The 11,694-nt window shown below is 66.7% G+C and carries 9 protein-coding genes; 6 read left to right on the forward strand and 3 right to left on the reverse strand.

The genetic code is table 11. The annotated features are described in order from the left end of the window. Window positions 1-21: 21 nt before the first annotated feature. The 3 genes from C556_RS21070 to hrcA are packed head-to-tail and all read right to left on the reverse strand — an operon-like array spanning window position 22 to window position 3,106. Complete coding sequence (locus C556_RS21070) at window positions 22-999, reverse strand: polysaccharide deacetylase family protein (RefSeq protein WP_051083267.1); 978 nt, start codon at window positions 997-999, stop codon at window positions 22-24. Then, window positions 981-2,039 carry a lytic murein transglycosylase B gene (gene mltB, locus C556_RS0117885; protein ID WP_018749622.1) on the reverse strand — a complete coding sequence of 353 codons (1,059 nt, stop codon included), beginning with the start codon at window positions 2,037-2,039 and terminating at the stop codon, window positions 981-983. Before mltB ends, C556_RS21070 begins: the two co-directional genes overlap by 19 nt. 44 nt (window positions 2,040-2,083) lie before the next feature. Further along, window positions 2,084-3,106, reverse strand: a complete 1,023-nt coding sequence (hrcA, locus tag C556_RS0117890) for a heat-inducible transcriptional repressor HrcA (protein ID WP_018749623.1) — start codon at window positions 3,104-3,106, stop codon at window positions 2,084-2,086. 107 nt (window positions 3,107-3,213) lie between these two features. Here hrcA and C556_RS0117895 point away from each other — a divergent pair, with 107 nt between their 5' ends. From C556_RS0117895 to C556_RS0117920, 6 genes are all read left to right on the forward strand, one after another. Continuing rightward, window positions 3,214-4,089, forward strand: a complete 876-nt coding sequence (locus C556_RS0117895; protein WP_018749624.1) for an NAD kinase — start codon at window positions 3,214-3,216, stop codon at window positions 4,087-4,089. A gap of 308 nt (window positions 4,090-4,397) precedes the next feature. Continuing rightward, a complete protein-coding gene (gene recN, locus C556_RS0117900; RefSeq protein WP_018749625.1) occupies window positions 4,398-6,053 on the forward strand; it encodes a DNA repair protein RecN in 1,656 nt (551 codons plus the stop codon). Beyond that, on the forward strand, window positions 6,046-6,552 hold the full coding sequence (gene tadA, locus C556_RS0117905; RefSeq protein ID WP_018749626.1) for a tRNA adenosine(34) deaminase TadA: 507 nt from the start codon (window positions 6,046-6,048) through the stop codon (window positions 6,550-6,552). Before recN ends, tadA begins: the two co-directional genes overlap by 8 nt. A gap of 220 nt (window positions 6,553-6,772) precedes the next feature. Further along, window positions 6,773-8,005 (forward strand): glycoside hydrolase family 18 protein, encoded by a 1,233-nt coding sequence (locus C556_RS0117910; protein WP_018749627.1) that lies wholly within the window; start codon window positions 6,773-6,775, stop codon window positions 8,003-8,005. Window positions 8,006-8,255: 250 nt separating this feature from the next. Continuing rightward, the gene (locus C556_RS21075) at window positions 8,256-10,031 is read left to right on the forward strand and encodes a glycoside hydrolase family 18 protein (RefSeq protein WP_018749628.1); all 1,776 of its coding nucleotides are present in this window, start codon (window positions 8,256-8,258) and stop codon (window positions 10,029-10,031) included. A gap of 182 nt (window positions 10,032-10,213) precedes the next feature. Further along, the coding region (locus tag C556_RS0117920; RefSeq protein ID WP_018749629.1) for a retention module-containing protein at window positions 10,214-11,694 on the forward strand (1,481 nt) is incomplete at its 3' end.

Here is an 11,694-nt window from a genome sequence, read left to right on the forward strand (position 1 = left end):
CGCGTCGGGTTTCGGATCAACTCAGCGCTTGAGGCAGCGCTCGTCGCCCGCGTTGATCCGCGCCTGCATCGCTAGCAACGCGCGGTAGTCGGTGTGCAGCGTGCCCTTGCCCAGCTTGGCGGTGGCGGCGTCGTTCCATACCGCGAAATCGGACAGCCGCAAGGTCAGGTCGGCGATGGCGGCGCGGGCCGACGGCGTATCGGTGCCCGGGTGGATCGCCAGGTGACTGATGCCGGCAGGCAACTGCGCGAACAGGTCGTCGTAGCCGGCGTAGCGCTGGCCAGGCCGGCGCTGGGGCGGGTCGTAGCGCATGAAGAAGGCGTCGGGCGTCAGCACGCCGTTGACTTGCAGGTCGTGCGTGGCGGCCAATTGATCCGCCACCGGCATGCCGCTGCCCTGCATCACCACCGGGATACCGGTCTCGCCCGGCAGGCTCACGTAGAGCTTGAACAGGTCCGGACTGGCGGCCCAGAACACCATGTGGGCATCCAGGTGGGTGAGGGTCAGCCCGGCGGCCCGCGCCTTGGCGATCTGCGCCAGCAGTTCCTTCCTGGCTTCCTCGGGCTTGGCGTGCCGGGCGACCTCTTCGGTGGTGGCCCACAGGCGGCCCTGCGGGTTGTACAGCGACGGCACCTCGGCCTTCGGTAGCACCGTGCCCCACGGCTGGGCCGCCTGCCATTCGTTGGTCAGCGTCAGGTGTACGCCGACAGGCAGCTTGCGCGACTTGGCCATCTGCGCCGCCTGCGCGAAGTTGGGCGTCGGCGGCATCAGCGACAGCGACTGGATCCTGCCGCTGTCGATCAGCGCGAACGCCGCGCGATCCAGGTCGGGGTGCATGCCGACATCGTCGGCGTTGACCACCAGCACCTTGTCGCCCGGCTTGAAGCCCAGGCATTCGCTCAACGGGCTCGCATTTGCCAGCTGCGCCGCGATGGCGGCGGCCAGCGTCAGCAGGCGCAATGGCAGGCGCGGCAGGCTCGTCATTTCGCTTTCTTCCATTTACCGCTGCTGCGGGCTGGTTTCTTCGGCGGGGGCGGCGGCGCCAGGTCGGCTTCGCTGTCGTAGGCGCCGCGGATCGCCGACGCCAGTTCGAACACCGCGGCGGCGTAGTGCTTGCTGCGGTTGTAGCGGGTGACCACGTAGAAGTTGGTCAGGCCCAGGTAGTAGCGCTCGACGCCGGGTTCCAGTTCCAGCGTGAACAACACGGCGGGCTGCGCGGTATCGAGTTCGGTCAGCGGCATGGCGCCGCGCTGCATCAGCTCGGCGACGCTGTGGGTCAGGTCGAACGGCTTTTCCATCACCTCGGCCAGCGTGTTGTCCTCGCGCACGTTGACCGGCAGGTAGCTGTCGCCGTGACGCTGCCAGCCGTGCAGTTCCAGGTAGTGCGCCACGCTGGCGATCACGTCCTCGGGCGTGCTCCAGATGTCGCGATGATGGTCGCCGTTCCAGTCCACCGCGTAGGTGCGGAAGCTGGACGGCATGAACTGCGGCCAGCCCATGGCGCCGGCATACGAACCCATGAAGCTGAGCGGATCGCTTTCCTCCTCGCGCGCCAGCAGCAGGAACTCGGTCAGCTCCTTGCGGAAGAAGTCGGCGCGGCGCGGGTAGTCGAACGCCATGGTGGTCAGCACGTCCAGCACGCGGTAGTTGCCGGTGAGGCGGCCGTAATTGGTCTCGACGCCGACGATGGCGGTGACGATCTCCGGCAGCACGCCATAGCGCTGGTAGACCGCGTCCAGGATCTTCGGATAGCGGCGCATGAAGCGCGCGCCGCCCAGGATGCGCGACTCGCTGAGAAAACCCTCGCGGAACTGGTACCACGGCCGGCTGGTGCCGGGCCGGTCGAAGATCGGCAGGATCGCCGGCTGCGGCGTCACCCGCAGGAACAACTGGTCGAGCGCGGCGCGATCCATGTTGTGTTCCATGGCGACGCTGTCGAGGTATTGGCGCACATCGTCGCGCTGGAGCAGCGCTTCATCGGCATGGGAAAGGGGGGCGAGCAGGGCGAGGCAGAGCAGGAGCGGGCGGAAGCAGCGCATGGAGGATCCGGTTGCGGTCGCGGGCGGGATGCCCGCGCCTGGGTTCAGGAAAGCGACAATGCGTTGGAGAGCAGGCGGGCCGTCACGTCGACGATGGGGATGACCCGTTCGTAGGCCATGCGGGTGGGGCCGATCACCCCCAGTGTGCCGACCACCTGGCCGTCCACGTGGTAGGGCGCGGTGATGACCGAGCATTCGTCCAGCGGCGCCAGGCCGGATTCGCCGCCGATGAAGATCTGCACGCCGTCGGCGGCGCAGCCGCTTTCCAGCAGTTGCAGCAGCGCGGCCTTGCGCTCGAACAGCTCGAACAGCTGCTTGAGACGGTTCATGTTGGCGGCCAGTTCCGCGCTGCCCAGCAGATGGTGTTCGCCGGAGATCAGCACCGTCTCGCCCTGGTCGCCGGTCGATTGCGCCAGCGCCGCGTTGAGCAGGCCGACCAGCTCGCCGCGCAGCTGGTGCATCTCCGCCTCCACCGTGCCGCGCAGCGAGCCCAGCGTGCGGCCGGCGCAATGCGCGTTGAGGAAATTGGAGGCTTCCAGCAACTGGGCCGGATCGAGGTCGGTCTCGGTGTGCAGGATGCGGTTCTGCACGTCGCCGTCGGTGGTCACCAGGATCAGCAGCACGCGCTTGTCGGACAGCTTGAGGAATTCCACCTGCTTCAGGCGCACGTCCTGGCGCTTGGGCGCCAGCACCACGCCCGCGAAGTTGGTCAGCTGCGACAGCAGTTGCGACGCCGACATCACCGCGCGCTGCGGGTTGTCCGACAGCAGGCTGCCCGGATGCGCGCGCAGGATGTCGTCGGTGGACAGGCGCTCGGGCGGGGTGACGGCGAGGAAGTGATTGACGAAGAAGCGATAGCCGCGCGCGGTGGGGATGCGGCCGGCGGAGGTATGCGGGCTGGCGACGAAGCCCAGTTCTTCCAGATCCGCCATGACATTGCGGATGGTGGCCGAACTGACGTCCAGCCCGGAGTAATGGGTCAGTGCCTTGGAGCCGACCGGCTGGCCGTCGGCGATGTAACGCTCGACCAGCGTTCGAAGCAGGATTTGCGCGCGTTCGCTTAACATGGGCCGATTGTAGCGTGCGCGCCGCGTCGTGCGCACCCCGCGCGGCGTATGGTTAAATGCGGATCGAAAGCGCGGCCCGGCGGCCGCGCGCGCCCCTCGGAAAGCCCATGCAAAGCCTGTTCAAGACCATCGCCCTGGTGCCGCGCCACAACACCCCCGCCATCGCCGAACCGATCAGGCGGCTGGCGCGGATGCTGGCCGACGAAGGCGTGCGGGTGCTGATCGAGACCGAGTCGGCGCAGGAACACGGGCTGGGCGATTTCGACTGCGTGGATCGCGAGGACATCGGCAAGGTGGCCGACCTGGTGATCGTGCTGGGCGGCGACGGCACCATGCTGGGCGTGGCGCGGCTGGTGGCGCCTTACCGCACGCCGCTGATCGGGGTGAACCAGGGCAAGCTGGGCTTCCTGACCGATCTGCCGCTGGGCGACATGGAACGCATGGTGCGCGAGATGCTGAACGGCGCCTTCGAGCCCGAGGAGCGCATCCTGCTGGAGACCTCGGTCTGGCGCGACAATGTGGAGATCGCCCAGGCGCTGGCGTTCAACGACGTGGTGTTCAGCCGCGGCTCCACCGGCGCCATGATCGAATTCGAAGTGTTCATCGACCGCAAGTTCGTCTACAGCCAGCGCTCCGATGGGCTGATCGTGGCCACGCCGACCGGCTCCACCGCCTATTCGCTGGCCTCGGGCGGCCCCATCATGCACCCCAGTCTGCCGGCGCTGGCGCTGGTGCCGATCTGCCCGCAATCGCTGTCCAACCGCCCCATCGTCATCAACGACACCTGCGATGTCGAATTCTTCCTCACCCGCGGGCACGACGCGCGCGTGTACTTCGACAACCAGTCCGACTGCGAACTGCGCGAGCAGGACCGGGTGATGATCCGGCGTTATCGCAACACGCTGCGGATCCTGCATCCCACCGGCTACGACTACTACGACACCCTGCGCCTCAAGCTGCACTGGGGCGCGCGGCTGCACTGAGCGCCCTTAGAGCCTGTTCAAAATCTTTTCGCGGCAGCGCCGGGCCGGAAAAAGGTCAGGCACAAGGCGTGCGACGCAGGCAATAACCGGTTATTTCCAAGGAGCACAACGCAGTGGATGACCTTTTTCCGGCCCGGCCTAGCGCGGCCCGGCCCCAAGGGTTCGGGGCATTGCCGGCGCGCTGCTGCGTTGCACGCCGCTCACGGTATTCATACCGCAGCGCGTCCTGCGCCTTGCCGCACACCGGCACAGCCCCGAACGCTGTCGTGAAAAGATCTTGAACAGGCTCTTACTGCCATCGACCATCCATGCTCAGCACCCTCAGCCTCAAGAACTTCGTCATCGTCGACGACCTCACGCTGGAGTTCGGCGCCGGCCTGTCGGTGCTCACCGGCGAAACCGGCGCCGGCAAGTCGATCATCCTCGACGCGCTCGGCCTGCTGCTGGGCGACCGCGCCGACCCGGCCATGCTGCGGCACGGCACCGAGCGCGCCGAACTGGCGGCCGAGTTCGACCTGACGGCCGTGCCGGCCGCCCGCGCCTGGCTGGCCGATCACGAGCTGGCCGGCGACGAGGCCGACAGCGTGCTGCTGCGCCGCACGCTCGACGCCGCCGGCAAGAGCAAGGCCTTCATCAACGGCGCGCCGGCCACGCTGGCGCAACTGAAGGCGCTGGGCGAAACGCTGGTGGACATCCACGGGCAGCACGCGCACCAGCAACTGTTGCGCCCGGAGGTCCAGCGCGCCTTGCTCGACGACTACGCGGGCGCCGCCGAACTGGCGGGGCAGGTGGCCCTGGCCTGGCGCGGCTGGCGCGCCGCCGCCGCCGAACTGGACGATGCCGAACGCAACGCCGCCGCCTACGCCGCCGAGACCGAGCGTCTGCAATGGCAGGTGGACGAAGTCGCCGCGCTGTCATTCGCCGCCGAGGAATGGCCGACCCTGTCCGCCGAGCATGCGCGCCTGCATCACGCCGCCGGCCTGATCGACGGCGTGCAGAGTGCGCTGCTGGCACTGTCCGAGGGCGACGACAACCTGCAAGGCTGGCTGTCCGGCGTGACCGGCCGGGTGGGCGAGCTGATCGACTACGACCCGGCGCTGGGTGAGGTGGGCGAGCTGCTGGGGGCGGCCGAAGCCAGTCTCTCCGAGGCGGTGCACGCCTTGCAGCGCTACGCCGACCGACTGGAACTGGATCCGGCGCGGTTGGCCGAGGTCGAGGCGCGCATGGACGCGATCTGGCGCACCGCGCGCAAGTACCGCGTGGAACCGGAGCGGCTGCCGCAATTGCTGGGCGACTGGCAGGCGCGGCTGGAGGTCATCGGCGGCAGCGGCGGGCTGGCGGCGTTGCGCCAGCGCGTGGCGACCGCCGAGGGGCTGTACCGCACCGCCGCCGAGGCGCTGTCGGCGCGCCGTGCCGCGCATGCCGCCACGCTGGCCGAGGCGGTCACCCGCGAGATGCGGCCGCTGGCGCTGGCCGACAGCCGCTTCGAGATCGCGCTGGTGGCGGGCGAGGCCGGCGCGCACGGGCTGGAAGGCGTCGAATTCCGCGTGGCGCACGGCGCCACGCCGGCGCGCGACATGGCGAAGATCGTGTCCGGCGGCGAGTTGTCGCGCATCAGCCTGGCGTTGCAGGTGATCGTGAGCAACCTGTCGGGCGTGCCGACGCTGGTGTTCGACGAAGTGGACGTCGGCATCGGCGGACGCGTGGCCGAGATCGTCGGCCGGCTGCTGGCCGGGCTGGGCCAGGCGCGCCAGGTGCTGTGCATCACCCACCTGCCGCAGGTGGCCGCCTGCGGCAGCCATCACTTCGTGGTCAGCAAGCGCAGCGACGCCGACGGCATCGTCAGTGCCGTCACCGCGCTGACGCCGGCGCAGCGTGTCGAGGAGATCGCCCGCATGCTGGGCGGCCTCGAGATCACCGAGACCACCCGCCGCCACGCGGCCGAGCTGCTGGGCCATGACTGAACCGGCGGTCGCGCCCGCGTGGGGCGAGGACGACTACCGTTTCATGCGCGTCGCGCTGCAACTGGCGGCCCGCGCCGCCACGCGCGGCGAAGTGCCGGTGGGGGCGGTGGTGGTGCACCAGGGCCTGATCGTCGGCCGCGGCTGCAACGCGCCCATCGCCCGGCACGACCCCAGCGCGCACGCCGAGATGCTGGCATTGCGCCAGGCCGCGCGCCGCCTGGGCAACTATCGCCTGCCCGAATGCGAGCTGTACGTCACGCTGGAGCCCTGCATCATGTGCGCCGGCGCGATGATGCACGCGCGGGTGGCGCGGCTGGTCTTTGCCACGCGCGATCCCAAGACCGGGGCGGCGGGCAGCGTGATCGACCCGTTCGCCGACCGCCGCCTCAACCATCACACCCACGTGGTGGGCGGGCTGCTGGCCGACGAGGCCGCGGCCCAGCTGTCCGGCTTCTTCGCCGAACGGAGAAGGCTGCAAAAGCAGCAAAAAAGCGGCTGAGGCGCAGCAAGCGGGGATAAATCCAGCCCGCTGGATGCTGTTAGCATGGCCGCACGCCATTTTTGGTGCATTTCAATTTCAATATGAGCGGCTAACAAAACCCAGCGAAGCGGTCCTGGCAAGAAGTGCGAAACGCAGACAGTACGTGTAGTACGGCAAGTTCGCGCGACGCAGCCAGGAGGGTTTTGTTAGCCGCGTTAACACGAGAGGAGTTCATCCAATGCGTCAGCACCTTCTTGCCCTGCTGCTTGCCGCCGCGTTGTCGCCGCTGGCGGCCCAGGCCGCCGACACCCCGGCCGCCAAGCCCGCCGCGGTCGCCGTCCCCGAAGCCAGCAAGCCGTACCGCGTCGTCGCCTACTACATCTCCTGGGGCGCCTATGGCCGCTCCTATTTCCCGTCCGACATCGACTACAGCAAGGTCACCCATATCAACTACGCCTTCGCCAACATCAAGGACGGCGAAGTGGTGGTGGGCGATCCGGGCGTGGACGATGGCGGCAAGAACAACTTCACCGCGCTGCGCAAGGCCAAGAAGGCGCATCCGCACCTGCGCAACCTGATCTCGGTGGGCGGCTGGAGCTGGTCCAGCGGCTTCTCCGACGCCGCCGCCACGCCGGAGGCGCGCAAGCGCTTTGCGGACAGCGCCGTGGCGTTCATCCGCAAATACGGTTTCGACGGCGTGGACATCGATTGGGAATACCCGGTGGAAGGCGGCGCCGAGAACATGAAGCACCGCCCGGAGGACAAGCAGAACTACACGCTGCTGACCCGCTCGCTGCGCGAGGCGCTGGATACCGCCGGCAAGGCCGACGGCAAGTACTACGAGCTGACCACCGCCGTCTGGGGCAACGACAAGTTCATCGCCAACACCGAGATGGACAAGGTCAGTCGCGACTTCGACTTCATCAACGTGATGTCCTACGACTTCAACGGCACCTGGAACAAGTTCTCCGGCCATAACGCGCCTTTCGTCAACGATCCGGCCTACGACAAGCCCGGCATCGGCAAGACCTTCAACGTGGTGTCGGCGGTGGAGGCCTACCTGAAGGCCGGCGTACCGGCCGACAAGCTGGTGGTCGGCGTGCCGCTCTACGGCTACAGCTGGAAGGGCTGCGCCGCGGGCGAGCGCAACGGCGAGTACCAGGACTGCAACGGCAAGGGCCGCGGCACCTGGGAGGACGGCAACCTCGACTTCACCGACATCGAGAAGAACCTGCTGAACAAGAAGGGCTTCAAGCGCTACTGGAACGACACCGCCAAGGCGGCGTACCTGTACAACGCCGAGACTGGCGAGTTCGTCACCTACGAAGACCCGCAGGCGCTGAAGATCAAGCTGGATTACATCAAGTCCAAGGGGCTGGGCGGTGCGATGTATTGGGAAATCACCGCCGATCGTAAGCAGACCCTGGTCAATCTCATCGCCGACGAATTGCTGACCAAGTCAGTGAAGTAACACGCCATTTTGCGGACATTGCGGGATGCCTCGCCCCGATGGTGGGCCAGCCCGCCACCGCGAATCCCGCAACGGCCGGCGCTGCACTGCACGCCGGCCGTTGCGCGTCCGGCACGGCCGTTGCAAGGCGCCTGACAGCGCGGGAGCACCATGCTATATACGATGCTTGGCGCGGCGAAGCACGTGTGGATGGATCGCCGGTGCTGATAACAAACATCGGTCATTCCGACCGGTGCCCCGGAGGAAAAAAATGAAGAAGCTGTTTCTGCCCCTGCTGTTGGTGGCGGCATTCGCCCATGCCGACAAGGTGGTTCTGGAAGAGACGTTCGATGGCGACCTGGACAAGCTCTGGGTCGGTCAGAACGGCGACGGAACCGTTCCGATGCACGCCACCATCGTCGACGACCCGCTGCGTCCCGGCAACAAGGTCATGCGTTTCGACAAGCCGGTCTTCGGTGGCGATATCTTCAGCAAGGAGAAATTCCCCGAAGGCAAGTACAAGCTCACCTTCGACTACCTGGGCACCTGCAAGAGCAACTGCGGCGGCGTGATCGGCATCACCGCCGAATTCCCGGGCCGCGACTACTGGGTGGCCGGCACCGCCAGCTCCGGTTTCCCGGAGCGCATCAAGGACACCGGCAAGTGGGAGTCGTATGACTTCGACTTCAAGGGCCGCTTCGACTTCCACCTGGCGCTGGAGCAATGGGTGCAGTCCAACGGCGCCGGCGGCGACGTCTACTTCGACAACATCAAGCTGATCCAGAAGGGCGACGGCGACGCCAAGGTCAAGGAAGCCGCGGCCCCGGTGGTCGCCACCGTGGCGGCGGGCGATGCCCCGGCCGGCAAGGGTCCGCAGATGGTCTACTACTTCACCAGCTGGGGCACCAGCCGCGGCTACTGGGTGAAGAACATCGAGACCAGCGGCGCGGCGGCCAAGACCACCGTGATCCAGTACGCCTTCGGCAACGTGGTCGACAACAAGTGCTCGGTCGGCGTGGAGAAGGACGGCGTCGGCAGCGCGGGCATCGACTACTGGAACCCGATCCCGGCCGAGCACACGCTCGACGGCAAGGAAGACAAGGGCGACAACGGCCTGTTCGGTCACTGGAATCAGCTCAAGCAGCTGAAGAAGAAGTATCCCAACCTCAAGGTGCTGATCAGCCTGGGTGGCTGGAACTGGTCCAAGGGCTTCTCCGATGCCGCGCTGCCGGCCAATCGTGATGCGTTCATCAAGTCGTGCATCGACGCCTACATCAAGGGCAACGTGCCGGACAAGAACGGCAAGGTGGTGCCGGGCCTGGCCGCCGGCGTGTTCGACGGCATCGATATCGACTGGGAATACCCCGCCAGCCAGGGCGCCCCGGGCAACGTGGTCCGTCCCGAGGACAAGCAGAACTTCACCGCGCTGCTGAACGAGTTCCGCAAGCAACTGGATGCGACCAAGCCGGGTTCGCTGCTGACCATCGCTTCCGGTGCGCCGTCCAACATCCTGGCCGGCATGGAACTGGAAAAGATCCACAAGCCGCTGAACTGGATCAGCGTGATGACCTATGACTTCAACGGCCCGTGGTCGAACAAGTCCGGTCACCTGGCCACCTTGTACGGCTCGTCCGCCGAAGTGACCACCTCGGGTGCCATCAAGGAGTTCATCGAAGGTGGCGTGCCGCCGCAGAAGCTGGTGGTGGGCGTGCCGTTCTACGGCTACGGCTGGGTCCTGAGCAAGACCGACAACAACGGCATGGGCCAGCCGATCAAGGGCAAGGCCAAGGGCACCTATGACGAGGGCGCCGCCGGCTACACCGACATCAAGGCCATGCCGGGCAAGGTGTTCCGCGACGACAAATCCCGCGCCGTGTGGAAGCTGGATGGCGATGTGATGTGGGTGTACGACGACGTGCAGGCCATCAAGGACAAGGTCGAGTTCGTCAAGAAGAACAACCTGGGCGGCATCATGGCCTGGGATCTGGTCGGCGACAGCCAGGGCGAACTGGTCGATACCGTCTACCAGGGACTGACCAAGAAGTAATCGATCGGGCAGACCAGAAAGGGCAGCCGGCTGGCTGCCCTTTTTTTTTGCGCTGGATCAGGCGAAAGTTTGAGCCAGATCAAACAAAAGGGCCATTTGGTGTACCGCGGTACAATGGCCCGGTTATCGCCGTGCTCATAAATTGTTAACAACCGTCATTGGTTGTATGCAGGAGCACGATCATGGCCACACCCGCTCAAGCAACCATCGTCCACATCCTGGGCGATGCCTACCTGCGTGATGCCACCGGCAAACTTACCGCACTCAAGCCGGGCGATCACGTCAACGAGAACCAGGTTGTCGTCACCGGTCCCGACGGCAGCATGGTCCTGCAACTACCCAATGGCGAACAGGTCGCCATTGGCGAGGACCGTTCCCTGCTGGTCGATGCGGCCTTCCTCGGCACCGCCCCGGCCGAACCGCAGGACGCCGTACTGAGCCAGGTGGACCAGGACACCGCCCAGGTGGCGCAGGTGCTGGCCCAGGGCGGCGACATTTCCGAACTGCTCGACCCCGCCGCGGCCGGCCTGACCGCCGCTGGTGAGAACAGCGGGCACTCGTTCATCCGCCTGATGCGGGTGGTCGAATCGGTCGATCCGCTGGCCTTCAACTTCGGCCAGACCGGCAGCGAAACGCCGCCCGACATCGATCTCGGGCTGGCCGCGGCAGACCAGGCGCTCGCCAATGCCGCGCCGGTGGGCGCCGATGCGCACCACGTCATCGAGGAAGACACCAGCGTCACCGGCCGCATCGTCGCCAGCGACCCCAACGGCGACCCGCTGAGCTTCACCATGGCGGACAACGGCATGCCGACCCACGGCACCGTGGTGCTCGGCCCGGACGGCACCTACGTCTACACGCCGAACCAGGACTACAACGGCAGCGACCGCTTCGTGGTCGAAGTGTCGGACGGCCGCGGCGGCACCACCACCGTGGTGATCACCATCGACATCACGCCGGTCAACGATCCGCCCGTGGGCGAAGACCAGGCCATCGTGACCAACGAAGACGTGCCGGTCTCCGGCCAGCTGGTGGCGCACGACGTGGACGGCGACCCGCTGACCTTCACCAAGGCCAGCGACCCGCAGCACGGCACCGTCGTCATCAACCCGGACGGCAGCTACACCTACACGCCGGCCCAGGATTACAACGGCAAGGATTCCTTCACCGTGACTGTCGATGACGGCCAGGGCGGCCAGGACACCATCGTCGTCACCATCGACGTGATGCCGATGCCCGATCCGGCCATCATCACGCCCGCCACCCCGGGGGCCGACCAGGGTCTGGTCAAGGAAGACACCATCTTCACCACGTCCGGCAAGCTGGACATCGTCGATCCGGATGCCGGCGAAGCCGTATTCAATGCCGGCACCATCCAGGACGGCCCGTACGGTTCGCTGACCATCGACGCGGCCGGTAACTGGACCTACACGCTGAACAACGCCGATCCGGCGGTGCAGGTGCTGAAGGAAGGCGAGAGCATCGTCCGCCCGATCACCGTGACCAGCGCCGACGGCACCACCCATGTCATCACCGTGACCATCCAGGGCACCAACGAAACCGCCACCCTCGGTAGCGGCACGGTGCAGGAAGACACCACCCTCACTGCCGATGGCACCTTGGTCGCGACTGGTGTGGCGACCTTCGTGCCGAGCACGCAAGC

The sequence above is a fragment of the Chitiniphilus shinanonensis DSM 23277 genome (genome assembly GCF_000374805.1).
Lineage (GTDB): Bacteria > Pseudomonadota > Gammaproteobacteria > Burkholderiales > Chitinibacteraceae > Chitiniphilus > Chitiniphilus shinanonensis.

Excerpts from the sequence above, each read along its gene's own strand:
- tadA (WP_018749626.1), top strand. The coding sequence starts at position 6,046 with ATGACTGAACCGGCGGTCGCGCCCGCGTGGGGCGAGGACGACTACCGT.
- C556_RS0117895 (WP_018749624.1), top strand. The coding sequence starts at position 3,214 with ATGCAAAGCCTGTTCAAGACCATCGCCCTGGTGCCGCGCCACAACACC.
- C556_RS0117910 (WP_018749627.1), top strand. The coding sequence starts at position 6,773 with ATGCGTCAGCACCTTCTTGCCCTGCTGCTTGCCGCCGCGTTGTCGCCG.
- recN (WP_018749625.1), top strand. The coding sequence starts at position 4,398 with ATGCTCAGCACCCTCAGCCTCAAGAACTTCGTCATCGTCGACGACCTC.
- hrcA (WP_018749623.1), bottom strand. The coding sequence starts at position 3,106 with ATGTTAAGCGAACGCGCGCAAATCCTGCTTCGAACGCTGGTCGAGCGT.
- C556_RS21075 (WP_018749628.1), top strand. The coding sequence starts at position 8,256 with ATGAAGAAGCTGTTTCTGCCCCTGCTGTTGGTGGCGGCATTCGCCCAT.
- C556_RS21070 (WP_051083267.1), bottom strand. The coding sequence starts at position 999 with ATGGAAGAAAGCGAAATGACGAGCCTGCCGCGCCTGCCATTGCGCCTG.
- mltB (WP_018749622.1), bottom strand. The coding sequence starts at position 2,039 with ATGCGCTGCTTCCGCCCGCTCCTGCTCTGCCTCGCCCTGCTCGCCCCC.